16 protein-coding genes are annotated in these 18,608 nt (G+C 46.7%); 4 read left to right on the forward strand and 12 right to left on the reverse strand.

Translation table 11 applies throughout. The annotated features are described in order from the left end of the window. Positions 1–73: 73 nt before the first annotated feature. The 7 genes from IE082_RS06390 to dnaA form a co-directional block, all read right to left on the reverse strand. On the reverse strand, positions 74–1,528 hold the full coding sequence (locus tag IE082_RS06390; RefSeq protein WP_189493090.1) for a biotin carboxylase: 1,455 nt from the start codon (positions 1,526–1,528) through the stop codon (positions 74–76). Between the two features lie 158 nt (positions 1,529–1,686). Then, positions 1,687–4,539: an aminotransferase class I/II-fold pyridoxal phosphate-dependent enzyme gene (locus tag IE082_RS06395; protein WP_189493091.1), complete on the reverse strand. Its 2,853-nt coding sequence runs from the start codon at positions 4,537–4,539 to the stop codon at positions 1,687–1,689. 147 nt (positions 4,540–4,686) lie between these two features. Then, a complete protein-coding gene (locus IE082_RS06400; RefSeq protein WP_189493092.1) occupies positions 4,687–5,616 on the reverse strand; it encodes a carbon-nitrogen hydrolase family protein in 930 nt (309 codons plus the stop codon). Positions 5,617–6,123: 507 nt separating this feature from the next. Then, positions 6,124–6,363, reverse strand: a complete 240-nt coding sequence (locus IE082_RS06405) for a hypothetical protein (protein WP_189493093.1) — start codon at positions 6,361–6,363, stop codon at positions 6,124–6,126. Positions 6,364–6,437: 74 nt separating this feature from the next. Next, on the reverse strand, positions 6,438–8,900 hold the full coding sequence (gene gyrB / locus IE082_RS06410) for a DNA topoisomerase (ATP-hydrolyzing) subunit B (RefSeq protein ID WP_189493094.1): 2,463 nt from the start codon (positions 8,898–8,900) through the stop codon (positions 6,438–6,440). A 55-nt stretch (positions 8,901–8,955) separates the two neighbouring features. Then, on the reverse strand, positions 8,956–10,068 hold the full coding sequence (dnaN, locus tag IE082_RS06415; protein WP_189493095.1) for a DNA polymerase III subunit beta: 1,113 nt from the start codon (positions 10,066–10,068) through the stop codon (positions 8,956–8,958). A 249-nt stretch (positions 10,069–10,317) separates the two neighbouring features. Next, positions 10,318–11,736, reverse strand: coding sequence for a chromosomal replication initiator protein DnaA (gene dnaA / locus IE082_RS06420; RefSeq protein ID WP_189493096.1), 1,419 nt, complete (start codon positions 11,734–11,736; stop codon positions 10,318–10,320). A gap of 287 nt (positions 11,737–12,023) precedes the next feature. Here dnaA and rpmH point away from each other — a divergent pair, with 287 nt between their 5' ends. The 4 genes from rpmH (at position 12,024) to yidC (ending at position 14,616) form a co-directional block, all read left to right on the forward strand. After that, the gene (gene rpmH / locus IE082_RS06425) at positions 12,024–12,158 is read left to right on the forward strand and encodes a 50S ribosomal protein L34 (protein WP_189493097.1); all 135 of its coding nucleotides are present in this window, start codon (positions 12,024–12,026) and stop codon (positions 12,156–12,158) included. Positions 12,159–12,167: 9 nt separating this feature from the next. Then, on the forward strand, positions 12,168–12,590 hold the full coding sequence (locus tag IE082_RS06430) for a ribonuclease P protein component (protein WP_189493098.1): 423 nt from the start codon (positions 12,168–12,170) through the stop codon (positions 12,588–12,590). Next, positions 12,587–12,841: a membrane protein insertion efficiency factor YidD gene (yidD, locus tag IE082_RS06435; protein ID WP_189493099.1), complete on the forward strand. Its 255-nt coding sequence runs from the start codon at positions 12,587–12,589 to the stop codon at positions 12,839–12,841. The genes IE082_RS06430 and yidD overlap by 4 nt, the downstream gene beginning before the upstream one ends. Before the next feature lie 119 nt (positions 12,842–12,960). Continuing rightward, positions 12,961–14,616, forward strand: coding sequence for a membrane protein insertase YidC (yidC, locus tag IE082_RS06440; RefSeq protein WP_189493100.1), 1,656 nt, complete (start codon positions 12,961–12,963; stop codon positions 14,614–14,616). Between the two features lie 148 nt (positions 14,617–14,764). Here yidC and IE082_RS06445 read toward each other — a convergent pair whose 3' ends face one another. From IE082_RS06445 to IE082_RS06465, 5 genes are all read right to left on the reverse strand, one after another. Further along, positions 14,765–15,400: a 3'-5' exonuclease family protein gene (locus IE082_RS06445; RefSeq protein ID WP_189493101.1), complete on the reverse strand. Its 636-nt coding sequence runs from the start codon at positions 15,398–15,400 to the stop codon at positions 14,765–14,767. A gap of 309 nt (positions 15,401–15,709) precedes the next feature. Continuing rightward, positions 15,710–16,138 carry an STY0301 family protein gene (locus IE082_RS06450; protein ID WP_189493102.1) on the reverse strand — a complete coding sequence of 143 codons (429 nt, stop codon included), beginning with the start codon at positions 16,136–16,138 and terminating at the stop codon, positions 15,710–15,712. Between the two features lie 337 nt (positions 16,139–16,475). Next, a complete protein-coding gene (locus tag IE082_RS06455; protein ID WP_189493103.1) occupies positions 16,476–16,793 on the reverse strand; it encodes a hypothetical protein in 318 nt (105 codons plus the stop codon). Positions 16,794–16,824: 31 nt separating this feature from the next. Continuing rightward, positions 16,825–17,730, reverse strand: coding sequence for a ParB/RepB/Spo0J family partition protein (locus IE082_RS06460; RefSeq protein WP_189493104.1), 906 nt, complete (start codon positions 17,728–17,730; stop codon positions 16,825–16,827). 104 nt (positions 17,731–17,834) lie between these two features. After that, on the reverse strand, positions 17,835–18,599 hold the full coding sequence (locus IE082_RS06465; protein ID WP_189493105.1) for a ParA family protein: 765 nt from the start codon (positions 18,597–18,599) through the stop codon (positions 17,835–17,837). Positions 18,600–18,608 lie beyond the last annotated feature (9 nt).

The raw sequence follows: 18,608 nt of genomic DNA on the forward strand, positions 1-18,608 counted from the left end.
TAGCGTTGCTCTTTTTCCATCGTGGGGCAAGATTCACACTCGCACCACGATGGTTCAAAGCCACATCATACCATCACAGAATCTTAAACGAGCCTGGTGCAGGCGCATACGTGTCAGGCGTGACGACAATTGGCGCACCGCCGTAGTATTTCTTAATCCCTGCAATCCAATCGCGCGCACGCAGATTCAAGCGGAAATCATCATTCATTGAACGACCACGGGTGATGAGAATACCGAGATCCGCGCCTTCGTAGCGGTAGTCGCCAGGGCCTGTGATGCGCTGGAAGAACGCTTCACGCTCAGAGTCAATCGCTTGGCGATTGTAGTCAAAGCGGTGATATGAAACTGCACCATCCTCTGACATGCGGTAAATGCCCGATGGTGGCGCGTGGGTGACGACATCCACACTGTTTTCCACATGTTTGATGACCACTTGGCTCCAACCGTCGATGAAGTACGGTTCGGCCCAGCGTGCATTCAATGTTTTCGTATCCAGTTCATACGGCACACCCGAGAATTCCATCAAGTGGAACAAGAACAACGGCGCATCCGCATACGCAAACGCCGCGTGGTTCGTCATCGGTGACGCGCCGCAAATGCGCGGGTTAAGCTCGCCGAGATAGACTTCGTTGGTGTCTTTGTCAATCAAGAAGTCCAAATCAAAATACCCACGATAGCCCTCATTAACCAGTTGGTCACCGAACTTCATCGCCATTTCACGCGCTTTTTGACGAACCTCTTCGGAGAATGCACCAGCAAACACTTCATTGCCACACCAGCCGCCTTTGTACGGCGTGAGCTCTGCTGCACCAACCACTTCGGTGAGCAATGGACCAACCAGCGTCCCTGAGCGCGTCGCGACCGCTTCAAGCGTTGCGCCACGGCAGTTGATGCGCTTCATGATTTTAACTTCTGGGTCTTTAATGATGTCATCGGCGTGTTTGTCAAACTCGTCTTTGTTACTGATGAAAAACGTCGTGTGACCTGAGTCACCAAACGCCGTTTGCACTACAAGGTGCTGACCCAAACCATGATGCTCTGCAATTTTCATCAAGTGCTCATAACTATCTACCTTTTCCAAAGCATTCGGCACAGATGGCACACCAGCGGCGTTACCAATGCGCACGGTTTCCATCTTGTTATCGCAGCGCGTGCGCAATGCCGCCGACGGAAACCACAAATCCAGATTCAACTCGCGACACAACTCCTCGGTTTTTTCATCAAACATGAGAAACACTGCCGCAGGATCACCTCCATTGCGCTCGATGTAATCAATCACCGCTTTGTGTTGCAACAAATAATTGTTGATGTCCTCAATCGACTCAAACTCTTCATGCGGCAGTTTCGGTGGCACAAACACATTCGGATGACGGCCATCAAAACAATCAATGTAATTGATATAACGGAACCGACGCACCCAACGGTCAATCCCCATCAGGTTAAAGTTCGTCGCGCTGATGAAGTAAATCGGCTTTTCATTGCGGTGAAAAAACAAATTCAAATCCGAAACGTTACGGATGGTTTGCATGGTTGTCTCCTGATACCGAAGGTTAGTTATTGTTACTGCACTTTATCAATCATTACATTAATTGGCTTATGGAGCCTATTGAAACTCACAACTCGTTACTCGTAAATCATAAAAATTAGGGTTGGATAAGCCTTCTTTAGCCACCCTCATCAAAACAATCACTCACCCGGCTGAATCACCGTCTGCAAAGCAGCTTCCGTAAACACGCGGAATCCAAGTTCTGGACGATAGCCGTGAATTTCTTTCACGTCGAGTGCTTCCATGAAGTCGACGATTTCTTGTGAAACCACTTGACCAGGCACGAGAATCGGAAAGCCTGGTGGGTACGGAATCACAAACATCGCCGAGACGACGTCACGCCCTTTGGCGATTTCTTTTTTAATTGCGCCAAAGTGGAAGTATTCACAGTTCTCTTCGTCATACGATAAAAAGAATGGGCGGCGAATATTACCATCGGGGGTGATAATGGCTTCGTGGATTTTGTCTGCTTTGGATTTGCCTTTGGCCGCTTTTTCGGTTTTGGCTGTGCCTTTTTTCTCTTCTTTCTCCAGATTCACCAGTGATTGCTTGGTGCTGTGTTGAAACGCGGGGTGAAAGCGTGAGAAATCAGGCAACGGCGGCAAGTCTTCGGTCAACGACTTGATGCGTTGTTCGTGAATGCGTTTTTCCACCGCGCTCATGTCTTCGACACGCTCGTCAATTTCTTGGGCGATTTTCACAAGCACTTCAATCAAATACGCCACGCTGGAGCGCGTCGTGCCGATATTGGTCATGAACAACACAGAGTTGCGTGAGGTTTTGTTGATTTGAATACCGTACTTATCCATTAAGTATTTGTTTTTGAACGTGTCGCCATCAATGCCTGTCGCGCCAATAGCAAGGGTCAAGCGCGACGGGTCAAGCGCAAACTCGTCTTGAACCCACGCCGCTTCCATGTTGGCCCAGCCCTTTTCGACGCTGAAATACGCGTCAACGCCTGAGCTACGGTACTCCGCTGGAATCATGTCGGCAACTTTGAGGAAGCTGAAGTATTTTTTGAGCAGCGGGTGCGAAGCGATGCGCTCGCGCAAAGTCATGGCAAGATCGATTTGACGTTGAACCAGCTCGTAGCCTTCAAGCTCCACTTGACGGCGACCCACGTCCAGCGATGCCAAAATTTGGTAATTCGGCGACGTTGAAGTGTGGGTCATGTACGCTTCGTGGAAGGCTTCTTCGGTTTTGTCCTTGAAGTCTTGATCCCACACATGAATCATCGAGCCTTGACGCAATGAGGTTAGTGTTTTGTGGGTTGAGTGTGTGGCGTACACGCGCACGCGGGCTTTGGCTGGGTCAGGCAGCAGACGTGTGTTGAGCACTTTTTCATCGTCATCCCAATCCGCATCCGTCATGGTGGCGGCGAATTTTTCGTATTTGGCCAAATACTCAGGGTCTTTGAAGCGGGCTTTGAGCTGCGCAGCCGTCGCCATGGCCGTGCGATGGCGGTATGTCGGGTGGAATCGTGCGAACGCGAACCAAGCCTCATCCCACAAAAACACCAAGTCCGGTTTAATGGCCAAACACTCTTCCATCACGCGTTCAACATTGTACACAACGCCGTCAAATGTACAGTTGGTGAGCAAAATCATGCGCACACGATCGAGCGTACCTGCTTTTTTGTATTGCAGCAGCGTGCGCTTGAGTTCTTTAACCGGTACTGCGCCGTACATTGAGTATTCATTGAGCGGGTACGAGTCAAGATACGCGACGTGTGCGCCTGCAAGCACCATGCCATAGTGATGTGACTTGTGGCAATTGCGATCAACAATCACGATGTCGTCGGGTTTGACAATCGCTTGAACCACGATTTTATTCGCAGTAGACGTACCATTCGTTGCAAAAAATGTCTTTTTAGCACCAAATGCGCGCGCGGCGTACTCTTGTGCGAGCTTGAGCGGACCAACAGGTTCAAGCAATGAGTCCAAACCGCCGCTGGTGGCAGAGGTTTCAGCCATGAAGACATTGAGACCATAAAATTCAGCCATGTCGTGAATCCAGTTCGAGTTCATAATCGACTTGGCACGCGAAATCGGCAAGGCGTGGAACACACCTGTGGGTTGCTTTGAATACTCTTTCAACGCATTGAAAAACGGCGTGCGGAAACGCTCATGCACACCACGGTGAATGGACGTATATAGCTCTGTGTCATCTTCATCACGGAAAAACACGCGTTTGAAGACTTCACCCACTTTCGCACCGACTTCTGCCGCTGATACGTCTGTGACCAAATACAAATCCATTTCGGGACGCAAGTTGTGCAATTGCTTGCCCAACATGATGCCTCGCTCAGACTCAGGCAAACGCTCAACCAAGTCAGCATCTACGCCCGCGAGCATTTCGCGAACGAAGTCGAGTTGATACTCAGATTTGAATGGGAATTGGTGGCGGATAATGCACGCTTGCAAATTAAAGTTAAACAGCGTGGCAATCATCGCGTCCTCAAACGTCGGCGCGACCACCACATCATAGATGAATTGATCATCATTGCGACGCGAGCGGATGATTCGTTGGCGCAAGGCTTCGTGCTCATCGGCGGTCAAATCACCCACCACCAAAACTTCAAAGTACGGCTTGCTCATTTGCGCTTCGCGTTCGCGCTCTTCTTCGGCCACGATGTCAATCGATTCAGGCGTTTCATCGACGTTGAACTCACGGTGACGATAAGTTTTGTCAGACAACATGCGATTGATGCGACGCACCGCTTTGTGCGCACGAATATAATCTGCCTCTTCAAACCAGCGGATGATTTCTGCAAACAAATGGCGACCCGGAAACGCCCAAAAACGCTCAATCGGTGCGAGCAACATCAAAATCGACGCGGCTTGCTCTAGTTGCTTGTCGAACTCTAGGGTGTCTGGCTTTTGCTCCACCAGGCGACCCATACAATCCGTGAGGGTAATCCAGCCGTCATCACGCATTTCCCAAACGCTGCGGTAACGATTGAGCGAGAGTGCGGGGGATTTGGTCTTTGCCATGTTGATACTCCTGTGTGATTTGATGTATCTGTTGTTGTGATTTTGTGTGATTCGGGTTTGGCTTTTTTTCTTATGTATCATCAACGGATCCGCCACCAGTGCCGTTGATGATAAAAAACGCGCGTCAACTATGGCGCGCGTCATTCATCAACCCATCGGGCCGCTGATTTCCATGGCTTTGTTCATCGGATCGCCTTCTTGCTCCTCGTTCAAACCATCGTTGAGGTTACGACCTGGTTTTTTGAGCGGGCCGAGTGTGTGAAGAAAACCATCAACATTTGCCGTTCGGTCATACACGTGGAACTCGACAGGACGCTCACGGAATGATTTGAGCACTTGACCCAAACCACGCAAACCTTGCTCACGTTCACGGCGCACCTTGCCCAAATCGACTTGTACAGCCATGATTTCGGGCATGACAGAGGCTTGGTGCACGACATAACCCGAGCAATCCACAACGCAAGATTGACCAACACCGCCATCACCGACGCCATTAACGTCAAAGAAATACACCTGATTTTGTGCTGCCGCCGCGCGACACATGGCCAACTCAACTTCTCGGTCTATCGTATCGGTCATGGTCGGGTGAATAATGACCTCTGCACCCATTGCCGCCAAAGTACGCGTCGTTTCAGGAAACCACATGTCATAGCAAATAGACAAACCAATTCGTCCAACCTCTGGGATATCAAACACGACAAAGCGATCACCTGCTGAAATACCCTGCTCATATGGATAAAACGGAAACATTTTGCGGTAGCGATCAACCACAATACCATCAGGGCTGATAATCGGGGTGGTATTGTAGATTCGACCATCAAGCTCTTCAAACATTGAACCAGGAATCAACCACATGCGGTATTTTGCTGCAATCGCTTGCAAACGCTGCTCAGCTTCACCGGGCATCGGTTGCGCATGAATTGGGGAAGAACCAAACACGCACAATTCAGAAAACACCATCACGGTGACCCAAGGGAAGCGTTTACGCACATGAGCGACATATCGCTCCATCATATCAATATTGTCTGCAATTGCCGATACAGGCATTTGCACGCCCGCGATACCTAAAATTGTCATGCTTTTCCTTATTTTTTGAGGCGATGCGTTTTTACTGTGTCTTTGGTAACGCATCACTTCGCTTTAAAACTATCCAACCCATCTACTTTGGCACTAATTTTTCAAACAATGATTTCACCTGTAAAAGCCAAAACTACTAAACAATTTTACAAACATTACCTTTCTTGTAGAATAATCTTTTGCGTCCTGCGTGTTTCACATGAAACTTATAGCTTACAAAAAAGCTAAACCCTTGATTTTACTGGCTTGGCGAAGCGAAGAGCGCACAGTTTACCTGCGCACTAGCTATGCGTCAACGGTTTTTCAGGGTGATTATGAGAAAAACTGTGGAATGATGGGCTTTTTGTGATGTGCGCTGCACCATATCAGGGAGATGTGGCAATTCTTAAATAAACCTGTCCCTTTTATTTTTCGGTAAGTGCCTTTTTGCTGTTTTTTTGACGTCCTGCGTTTTCTTAAGGAATTGGCCAACTGACCAAAACTTTCAGAAGGCCCAACAAACCATGCTTAAAGCTCTGGTGGATTCATTTTCTTGTCATGACGCCATTGAGAAACGCGCCAATCAAATTGAGTAATAACCGCTGCCAAAAAAGCGTACAGCGCCAATAGTTTGGGGGACAGGCCACTGCCAGAGACCAGCTGAATAGTACCTGTGAACACCACCACTAAAAGCATTGTGGTCAAAATATACCGCCATTGACCTTGCTTTTGTAATTTTTGAAAACGAGAGACTTGAGGAGAAGGCATGGAAATCCTATGGCTATTTAAAAACCAAGCATTTGCTTGGTTTTTGGTTGAATAATCGATGGATGACACTTGAATCAAACGTCAATGTTGTTCACATAAACAGCGTTCGCTTCGATAAACGCCCGGCGAGGTTCAACATCATCCCCCATGAGCGTCGAGAATATCTCATCAGCCGCAATGGCGTCTTCGATACGCACTTGTAGCAAACGACGCACCGTGGCATCCATGGTGGTTTCCCAAAGCTGCTCTGGATTCATCTCGCCCAGACCTTTATACCGCTGTTTGCTGATGGAGCGCTCTGCATCATCAAGCAACCATTTCATGGCTTGATGAAAGTCTTTGACCTTTGCACTACGCGCTTTCTCACCTTCACCACGGGTGACCGTCACCCAGCTCTCGAGTGATTGGCGCGAACCCATGTGGTTACCAAACAAGGCTGCGCTTTTCTCTAAAGCAATGTAATCAGCGCTGTGTGTGAACTCTTGAGTCAGATACGTGAGTTTGACATTGCCAAAGTGACGGCGATGAACCATGAGTCGTGGCGCACCATGGCTGTCTGATTGAACCATGACTTCAAGTTTCACGTCAGATTGATACGAGAAATATTCGCGCAACGCAGCGGCTGAAGCTTGTGCTGTTTCAGCAGTGGATAAGTCCAATTTCAAACCATCTGTGATGGCACGTAAAACAATCGGCTCGTGGGTGCTGGACAAACGACGAACCACCATTTCGGAGGTTTGATATTGGCGAGCCAACTCAACCAAGCTATCTCCTGTGATATTTTGGCCTGTGTGCGTGTCTAACTGAGCTTTTTCGAGTGCGACATTGAGGATGTATTTGTTCAATTCGGCATCGTCTTTGATGTACTGCTCGTGTTTGCCTTGTTTGATTTTATACAATGGTGGTTGCGCGATGTAGATGTGACCACGTTCAACCAATTCGGGCATTTGACGGTAAAAGAACGTCAATAAAAGCGTGCGAATGTGAGCGCCATCGACGTCCGCATCGGTCATGATGATGATGCGGTGGTAGCGTAGTTTCTCGATGTTGTAGTCGTCTTTACCAATCCCTGTGCCGAGCGCGGTAATTAAAGTTACCACCTCTTGGCTGGACAGCATTTTGTCAAATCGTGCTTTCTCGACGTTAAGGATTTTACCTTTAAGCGGCAAAATCGCTTGGTATTTTCGCTCACGACCTTGTTTGGCCGAACCACCTGCAGAGTCACCCTCGACAATAAACAATTCGCACAACGCAGGGTCTTTTTCTTGGCAATCAGCGAGTTTACCAGGCAGGCCAACACCATCGAGCACACCTTTTCGACGCGTCATTTCACGGGCTTTGCGTGCTGCTTCACGAGCGCGGGCGGCGTCGATGATTTTGTTGCAGATGGTTTTTGCTTCCGCAGGATTTTCTTGTAAAAAATCCGACAAGGCTTTGGCCACAACGTCTTCGACAGGTAAACGCACTTCAGATGAGACGAGTTTGTCTTTGGTTTGTGACGAGAATTTCGGCTCAGGGACTTTGACAGACAACACACAGGTCAAGCCTTCGCGCATATCGTCACCAGCTGTTTCGACTTTGGCTCTTTTGGCGAAGTCGTTCTCTTCGATGTATTTATTCATCACGCGTGTCATCGCCGCACGCAGACCCGTCAGATGTGTACCGCCATCGCGTTGCGGAATGTTGTTGGTAAAGCATAAGACGTTTTCATTGTAGGAGTCATTCCATTGCATGGCGACTTCAACCGTGACGTTGTCTTTCTCACCTGTGGCGTGAAACACTTTGCTGTGCAGCGTTGATTTGCTGCGATTGATATATTCAACAAAACCCGCAATCCCACCAGCCAATGCGAAGTCTTCTTCCTTATTGTTGCGTAAATCGATCAGGCGAATTTTCACGCCGTTGTTCAGGAAAGACAACTCACGAATTCGCTTGGATAAAATCTCGTAGTGAAAATTCACATCTCCAAAAATCTCTGCACTGGCGTGGAAGTGAACTTCAGTACCAGTCTTGTCCGTTTTGCCAATGACTTTGAGTGGCTCGACGCGCTCACCTGCGCGAAACTTCATCTGGTGAATTTCACCTTGACGGCACACTGTCAATTGTAACCAATCAGACAAGGCATTGACCACCGATACGCCAACCCCGTGCAAACCGCCAGAAACTTTATAACTGTTTTGGTCAAATTTACCGCCCGCGTGCAATTCAGTCATGACGATTTCGGCAGCGCTGCGCTCAAACTCATCTTCTTTGTGCACGTCCGTTGGGATGCCACGACCGTTATCTGATACAGAAACAGAGTTATCAGGGTGAATCGTGATCACGATGTCATCGCAGTGACCCGCGAGGGCTTCGTCAATCGCGTTGTCCAAGACCTCAAATACCATGTGGTGCAGGCCTGTACCGTCCGCTGTATCACCTATATACATGCCTGGTCGCTTACGTACAGCTTCAAGGCCTTTGAGCATTTTAATCGAATCAGCGCCGTATTCTTTTTCAGATACATTGGGAATGATATTTTCAACGTTCTCTGTCATGTATGTCCTGTTGTTTTGCTGGTTAAGTGCTTATTCTAAAAAACAAAATTGCTTTTTAGATGCGCATCGGCATAACGACGTATTTAAATTGCGCATCGTCCTTGACTGTGATGAGCACACTTTGTGTTGCAGTGTCACCGAGGTTAATGAGAATGTCCTCGGTTTTTTGATTAGACAGCACATCGAGCAAATAAGTGACATTAAAACCGATGTCCAGCGGTTCTCCACTGTACTCGATGTCGAGCTCTTCAAGTGCGTTTTCTTGATCGGTATTGGTTGAGCTTATTTTCAGGCTGTTTGATTCAAACAGCCAGCGCACACCTTTGAATTTTTCGTTGCTCAAAATCGCCACACGTTGTAAAGCCTGCTGGAGCAACTGGCGATTTATTGAGACTTGTTTGGTGTAGTCCACTGGAATGACTTTTTGGTAATCAGGAAATTTGCCTTCCACCAGTTTAGACGTCAGTTCAATTTGATTAAACGTGAAACGAATTTGGTTGTTTGACACATCAATTACAACCGATTCATCATTGTCTTGCAACAAGCGTTGTAATTCAAGAACCGTTTTGCGTGGCAAAATCAATTCTTTTTTGCCATCAATTCCTGTTTCGTTTTCCATACCTGTGAAAGCCAAACGATGACCGTCTGTGGCAACCACGGACAATTGCTTATCGTCCAAAATCATCAGCAAGCCATTGAGGTAATAACGGATGTCTTGCACTGCCATAGCGTAGTGGATTTTATTGAGCAAATCTTTGAGTTGTTTTTGTTTTAGCGTGATCGAATGTGTAAAGTCGCTTGATTTGGCCATTTCTGGGAAATCATTGGCAGGCAATGTTTGCAAATTAAATTTACTTTTGCCCGAATTAATTGCGACCTTGTTGTCTTTTAGTGTGAGACCAACATCCTTGTCATCAGACAATGCTTTGAGAATATCAAGTAATTTTTTGGCATTAACAGTGGTATCAATCGAACCCTCACCTTGCTCTAACGTGATTTGGGTTTTGATCTGAATTTCAATGTCTGTGCTGGTAAACGTAATGTTTTTCTGATCTTTTTTGATGAGGACATTGGCCAGTACAGGTAAAGTGTGACGTCGTTCAACGATACCGCTGACGATAGACAGAGGATTGAGGAGTTGGTCTTTGCTGCATTTTAAGAGTTCCATAATATATTAATCCTTTTTATACCTTACTTTTGTTTACTTGAGCCAATTTTGTGGATAAGTCTAATTTTTGAATCAAAACAGCATTTTACCGCAGATTTACCTTGTGGATGGATTGTTTGATTTTTATCGATGGTGCTAATCATTGATGACTTGTTCTTTGTTATTCACAGTGAAGTGAGGAGGTTTGCTATGATTTATCCACAGATTAATGTTGGTTATCCACAACTCTTTTGGTGTTTTTGGCACTTTTTACCCCTTGATGAGTTGTTCGAGCAATCTGATTTCATGATGCAATTGTGAATCACTTCGTTCTGTCTCGCTGATTTTACGGATAGCATGTAGTACGGTTGTGTGATCTCGACCACCAAAACGCTCGCCAATCTCAGGTAAGCTCTTTTGAGTCAACTCCTTGGCCAGATACATGGCAATTTGGCGAGGATAAGCGATGCTTTTGGGTCTGGCTTTTGAATACATATCAGCCACTTTGATTTTATAAAAATCGGCAACCACTTTTTGAATCATCTCGATGCTGATGTGTTCTTGGTTGTTGTTCAGTAGGTCTTTTAACGCTGTTTTGGTGTTGTCTATCGTGATTTTTTCTTTGTGAAATCGTGAGTAAGCAATTACTTTACGTAAAGCGCCTTCCAATTCCCTAACGTTTGCACGCAGTAATTTGGCAATAAAAAAAGCGACGTCTTCAGGCAACGGGATGTTTTCGAGTTCTGCTTTTTTAAGCAAAATCGCCACTCGCATTTCCAACTCAGGTGGTTCTATTTCAATGGAAATACCAGACTCAAACCGAGAACGCAGGCGTTCTTGTATGCCTTCTAATGCTTTCGGGTAGCGATCTGAGGTGATGATGATTTGCTTGTTGTCTCGAATCAATGTCTCGAACAACTCAAAAAAGGCAAACTGTGTGCCCTCTTTTTTACCATCGCCAAAAAACTGGATGTCGTCAATCAACAGCATATCGAGATCTTGATAATACTGTTTGAACTCTTCAAATCGGTTGTTTTGGTAAGCCTTGACGATTTCGCTCACATAAGTGTTGGCAAATAGGTATCGAACGTTTTTATCTGGGTTGTGTTCTAAAAAGGCATTGCCAATCGCGTGCATTAAATGGGTTTTACCGACGCCTACGCTGCCATAGATGAAAAAAGGATTGTATTTTTTACCAGGTTGTTCCACAACTTCCATTGCCACCATTTTGGGCAATTGGTTCGCTTTACCAGACACCAAGTTTGAAAAACTCAAACTACTATCAAGGTGTGAGAGGTGTTTGTTGGCTTTGAGACTTGATGGTGCTGATTTTGTTACTGGTTCTGTACGGGTATTGTCTGGTGTATCAACCAAACGTTCTGCACTTTGCCCCAAGTTGATGCTTTGGGGCATTGTTGGTTTGCTCATCATTGGTCGAGCTGCTTTGGCCTTGACGGTAAATATCACTTGTACTGGCTTTCCCCAATATTCTTGAGCCATTGTTTGAAAACGTTCACCAAACTGTTTGGCCACGGCATCTGCTTTGATGCGTGAAGGCGCGAGTATGCGTAACGAAGCCGCTGCTTCGTCAAAATGTTCAGCCGACAATGGGGCGATCCACGCTTTGAATTGCTGCGGGGTGAGCTCTTTTTTCAGCTGTGATAAACAGGCTTGCCAGAACAACAACATGCGAAATGAACCTGATAGAGAAAAATGACCCCACGAGACACGCCGTGGGGAAAGTTTTGTGAAGGGAAGCCATTTTACACTTTTTTGCGACACTTATCGGAAAGTTATCCACAGTTTTTTGGCTAATTTTGCAGTGATTTGCCGTAAATCCTTGCTTTTATTTGTAAAATCGGTTCTAATAATCGACTCTTTAGGTGGCTTTTTATCCACACCGCGCACATAAGCGCCGTCATTATAAAAATAGCCAGTTTTTCCAACCGAATTCACATAGTCTTAGGTAGAACGCAATGAAACGTACTTTCCAACCTTCAGTAGTCCGTCGCAAACGCACCCACGGTTTCCGTGCGCGTATGAAAACCCGTGGTGGTCGTGCGGTTTTGAATGCACGCCGTGCTAAGGGTCGTGCTCGCTTGGCAGTTTAATCGCCAACTATGACACGTCAGGCAAGCCTTGGGCTGCCACCCTGTCGAAGAATACTCAAAGCGGATGCGTATGCATCCGCTTTGTGCATGCGTATTTGTGCACAAACGGCTGATTTTGCATTGCATTTTTGTGCGACATCGCCGCGCTTTCCTGCGCCGCTGACTCAACCTTGGGCTCAGCTTGGATTGGTGATACCCAAAAAACTGGCCAAGCGTGCTGTGACACGAAACACACTCAAGCGATTGTCGCGCGAGCATTTTCGCTTACGGGCCGATGGTCTCGCAGATGGTTTGTGGGTGGTGCGTCTGCGCAGTAAAGTTTCACAAAAACCACTATCTTCCAACCAAAAACGATTGTGGGCAGAGGAGCTTTGTACTTTGTTTGACGCAGGGCAGCAGTTCGTTTTAGAACGACAGGCGGCGCGTTCATGAAACGATTGTTTATTTTATTGGTTCGAGGCTATCAGCTGATGATTAGCCCATTCACGGCCAATCATTGTCGTTTTCATCCGACTTGCTCTCGTTATGCCATTATTGCTATTGAGCGTCATGGTGCACTAATGGGTTCGTGGTTGGCCATTAAAAGGATTGGGCGGTGCCGTCCTGGCTGTGAGCCGGGTCTTGATCCTGTACCAACAGTCGCTGAGCTGGAAGCGGTGCGCCGATCCCGAAAAAAATCTTAAAAAAGCACAGGTTAAACCACAGCCAAAAGCAAATGCTGTGGCATCAATCCTTGTTATAATCGCCTGTTTTTTTGAACCTGCCAAATTTTTGGTTATCTTTTTTGCAAGAGACTTTTTGAATGAAAAATTTTTCATCACGCACTATTCTTTGGTTGATTTTTTCAGCATCTTTGCTGATTTTATGGACGCAATGGCAGGCAGCGCACATGCCTGCGCCTACAGCAACTGTACAAAAAGCAAGCACAACAGTTGGTGCCGCCACAACCAATCCGACAACTGGTGTTGTGACCACACCTGATGCGAGTGTCAAACCAAAGGGGCAAGCGGTTGTTTTGGCCAATGATAAATTGCGTTTGAAAATCAATACCGAAGGTGGTGTGATTGAGTATGCGGAGTTGCTTGAACACCGTGATTCAAAAGTCAAAGACAAAAATCAAGATTTGTTTACGACTGAGGGTAATAGAATTTATCTTTCTCGCTCAGGTTTGGCAGGTACTTTAGGTTTAAATCACAAAACACCCTTCACAGCCAGTACCCCTGAAGCGGTTCTTAAAGATGGGGAAAACGAAACCAGTGTGACTCTGACGGCAACAGAAAATGGTGTGACGCTCAAAAAAACCTATACGCTCAAACGTGGCAGCTACTCACTTGGCGTGAATCACGAGGTTGATAACGCTAGTGCGATGCCGATTGATGCGCAAGTTTATTTGGATTTATCTCGTGACGATGTGCAGGAGGATGGTTCCTTCTTTTACAGCACTTATACTGGTCCTGTGTTGTATAACCAAGAGGATAAGTTTAAGAAAGTTTCTTTCACAGACATTGCTGATGGAAAAGCAAAGTTTGAATCATCGGCCAATAACGGCTGGATTGGCATGCTACAACACTACTTTGTTGCCGCATGGGTGTTGCCCAATAACGAAGAGCGTACTCGTGAATTTAAAACTGTTGTGAATAAGGACAATCAACCAAACGTTTACAGCATCCGCCAAACAGTACCATTGGGTGTCGTGGCTCCCGCTGCGAAGGCAAATCTGAATACCACACTATACGTTGGTCCCCAAGATCAGCAAGTGTTGTCAGAAATAGCAACAGGTCTTGATTTATCGGTGGATTATGGTTGGGCAACTATTATTGCCAAGCCGATTCATTGGTTGATGGGCTTTTTGCACAACTTCATTCCAAATTGGGGTTGGACGATTGTGGCGTTGACGATTTTGGTGAAATTGGTATTGTTCCCGCTCACTGCGGCAAGCTATAAATCCATGGCGAAAATGAAACTGCTCGCACCGCGTCTCAAACAGCTTCAAGAGCAGTACGGTGATGATCGCATGAAAATGAATCAAGCCATGATGGCACTCTACAAAGAAGAAAAAGTCAATCCAGCGGGTGGCTGTCTGCCGATGCTCGCGCAAATGCCGATCTTCTTGGCTTTGTACTATGTGCTGCAAGCGGCCGTTGAAATGCGTGGCGCGCCCTGGTTGTGGATTAAGGATTTGTCACTGGCTGACCCGTTTTATGTATTGCCTGCATTGATGGTTATTACGATGTTGATTCAAACCAAGCTCAATCCAAAGCCAGCCGATCCGATGCAAGCGAAAATGATGATGTGGATGCCGTTGATTTTTGGTGTGACGTTCTTTTGGTTCCCTGCGGGTTTGGTGTTGTATTGGGTGGTGAGCAATATCTTCTCAATTGGTCAGCAGTGGTACATGAATAATAAATTTGGCATCAAAGAATCATTGATTCCGCTCAAGGATGAATCAGCCAAATAAACAACGTTTCATCTGACACGAAAAAGCGAGTCGTAAGACTCGCTTTTTTGTATTTAAATTCAAAATAAGCACCCTTCTCATTGATATTGGCTTTTATCCTTGATGTTTCAGAGCTGGCTTTTCGGGGTTGCTGAGACCATTTTTTAGGTTAGTTGGTTTCGGGTTCGGTGGTGCTTGACTCGCTTAACATCTCTGCTGCTTTTCTTTCCTGCACATGCTTTTGCCACTCTTTGAGCATGGCGCAAAAAATATGTCCCTGCTCTAAGGCATCATCAAGGGCAATGTGGGTGTGTGGTAAATTTTCGGGCAGCCACTCTTTCGGCAAACGTGGTTTAATCGCCTGTTTATAGGGAAAATCAGTTAACATCATCGCCATGGTTTTCATGTCCAACGCAGACCACGAAAACGGAGAGTCGCCTGTGAATTTCACCAAATACCAAAAAACGAACGTGAAATCAAAACCTGCAGGGTAGCCGACAAACACAGGATTGGTTAACTTGCCACAGGTTATGCGAATCCATTTGACGAAGTCTTTCATCGCCATATCTGGTGCGACTAAATCCGACCGACACGTTGCCCAAGCATCGGGCTCGCTGGCCCAAAACTTCATGGTGTGTGGATGGCCACTCGCGCCATCGAGTGTTTCAAGATTCACACTGAATGTATCAAGCAACTCACCAGAATCAGAATACGCCACACTGGCAAAAGACAGCATCGAATGCGGCCCAGGAATCGGGCCGTCGGTTTCGATGTCGGTGACGAAGTAGGTTTCGGGCTTAGGCACGTCTTTGTGGTTTATCTAACATTTTTACACATATAGACTTACAATGCTGGCGTATACTCTGATGTCGTAAAACATTTTCATATCTTCAACCTTGGTGTTCGCTGTGAGTGCTAAACCGTGGCTGTTACTTTTAGTTTAAATGATAAATTAAATTATGGAATGCGCTTTTCTGTTTGAAAAAGCCAATTAAGTGTAGTAGCACATGTTTATTTTCAACAACCAAGAAAAAAGTTGCCACGAAGCGAGCACACTTTAGACAAGGAGAGTCGTTGCGTTTCGTACTTTAATTCACGCGATTATTAGTCGTGCCTATTTACAGTTAAATGATTTAATTTTGCTATCTCCGTCAATCAAGATGCTGGGGTCAAATGTTGCCGTACAAGATTCAACTCCTACAGGCAAGGCTTTTGTCAACACAATTCGGGTTCTTGAATAATGACACGCAACTTCTCGGGCTTGTGAGCTGGATTGCTTGCTAAAACTCCAACGAGCGATGTTCTTTTTTTGAAAGTCAGGGACAAGGCTAGCCATGTCTTTGACAAGACCATCGTACACAATGATAGATTGCAAACGATGCGAGCCGTACTCAGCCTCGGTAATCTCGTAATCCGTTGGAACATCAACTGCGTTTTGAGTGGTTTTAATTTCTGCGGGACAAAGTTCCGCCGACCAAGCCGAAAAAGATGCGCCTGCCGCAACTAAAGCACAAATGCCACTCAAATATAATTTACTTGTCATGAAACAAAACCTTTGATGTTTTCTATTCAAACAGGGTTTCAGTGCGAATTCGATTAAAAATGTTGATGACGGTCATTAATGATCTGTGAGCAGATTGATTCAATTACTTTGAATAATGTCGCCAACCTCAAGATAAATTTGGCGATACTTCAATTTGCAGTCTTTCGGCAATTCCACCCAAGCTATGGCTAGTTTTTAGCCGCTCTCCTGAATGTCTCATACTATAAACTAAATAGGTGCTTGTCATTTGCCTAAGAGCTTGGGCTGTAAAAATTAGTCCAAGCCTGAGTAGACGTAATATTATGAATATGCTTTTTTGAATCCGCGACAAGTGAGTTCACTCATAATCACCTTTCAGTAAACGGATTTTGAAAAATTTAGACAATAAATTATAAATCACAGCAAAAAGAAAACCGTATAAAAACCCCCAAAGCAGAGCTGATCCTAAAGAAAATGTTTGATGCATTGCAACATTAACGATTTTGTCTACTTTATTGTCCCACTCATTAAGTAATTCGCCTTGTATCGCTTGCGCTCCTAAAAGCGTAAAACCGAACACAGATGCGAATAAAAAAGACATTATATTAAAAAGACTGGAGAATAAAGCAACTGCGATGCCGCTCATCCAAATATTGAGTTTGACTATTTTTTTCATAAATGTTCTCCAAAACGCGAAAGTGTAAAGATTATTTAGGGTTTGAAATTATAGCTAAAATTCCTTCAAGTATGTCGAGATTACCGAAGTTAATCACCATTTTCCCTTTGTTTTTCGCGCCCATTTTGATCATGACTTCTGCGCCGAGGCTGTCGGAGAGTTGTTGTTCGATGCGGATGATGTCGCCGCTGACTACGCGCATTTTGTCTTTTTTGTGGCCTGTTTCTTCACCTGCGAGGATGGCTTGGACGCGTTTTTCGGTGTCGCGCACGCTCATGCGGCGGGTGGCGATTTCTTGAGCGAGCATGATTTGTTCGGCAGATGGCAGGCTGAGTAAGGCGCGGGCGTGACCCATGTCGATGTCACCTGCGAGGAGCATGGTTTGCACGGGTTGGGCGAGGTTTAGGAGGCGCAGTAGGTTCGATACGGCGCTGCGTGAGCGGCCAATCGCGACAGCGCATGTGTCGTGGGTGTAGCCAAATTCAGCGATGAGACGCTGCAAACCTTGTGCTTCTTCGAGCGGGTTGAGGTCTTCACGCTGGATGTTTTCGATGAGCGCCAGAGACAATGCTTGCTGGTCATCGAGCTCGCGGATGAGGACGGGGACTTCGGTGAGACCTGCAATGCCTGCGGCGCGGTAGCGACGTTCACCTGCTATGATTTCAAAGCGATCTGCGCCAATCGGGCGGACGGTGATGGGCTGCATGAGACCGTTCGCAGTGATGCTGGCAGCGAGTTCGGCAAGTGCTGTTTCATCCATGTGGCTGCGTGGCTGGTATTTGCCTGCATGCAGCTTGTCTCGTGACATCATTTGCAAGTTGCCTGCTGGGTTGGGTTCAGCCGCTTCTGCGGTTTGTGTGTTCGCGTGCATGGCGTTTGATGCACCCATGAGGGCTTCCAGTCCGCGGCCTAAGCCTTTTTTTTGTTTGGTGACCATGGTTGTTCTCTTGGTTTTGGTGAAAATGTTTGAGTGGCTTTTGCTGTATGACCACTGGTTTTTGAATTCGCAGATTGCGGGTCTAGCCCACAATGACGCATCGGTTAGAGTTTTTTGTGGATGAGCTCGCTGGCGAAGTCGAGGTAGGCTTTCGCGCCGCGCGATGATGCGTCGTAAATCACACCCGGTAAGCCATAACTCGGCGCTTCAGCGAGTCGGACGTTGCGTGGGATGACGGTGTCGAATACCTTGTCACCGAAGTGGGCTTTGAGCTGATCGGAGACTTGTTGCTGCAGCGTGATGCGCATGTCGAACATGACGCGCAGCAGGCAAATGATTTTCAAATCTGGGTTGAGATGGGCGTGCAGACTGCGGATGGTGTTGACTAAGTCAGACAAACCCTCAAGCGCGAAATATTCGCACTGCATCGGGATGATGACACCGCCTGCTGAACACAGGCCGTTGAGCGTGAGCATCGAGAGCGATGGTGGGCAGTCAATCAGGATGTAGTCGTATTGATGTTGAACTTCGAGCAAGGCATCCTTGAGGCGGTACTCGCGGCGTTCTAAATCGACAAGCTCAATCTCAGCACCCGCGAGGTCGCGGTTGGCGGCGAGCAGCGAGTAACCGACTTCGGGCGGTTGCACGATCGCTGCGGAAATCGGCTTTAATCCAAGTAAAACATGGTAAATCGTTGATGGCAGGCTGTGCTTGTCCACACCGCTGCCCATGGTGGCGTTGCCCTGCGGGTCAAGGTCAATGAGCAGCACGCGTTGGCCGAGCTTGGCGAGCGATGCGGCGAGATTGACGGTGGTGGTAGTTTTGCCGACGCCGCCTTTTTGGTTGGCGATGCAGAAGATTTTGGTCATGGGTTTTCT

This window comes from Formosimonas limnophila (assembly GCF_014652675.1).
Lineage (GTDB): Bacteria > Pseudomonadota > Gammaproteobacteria > Burkholderiales > Burkholderiaceae > Hydromonas > Hydromonas limnophila.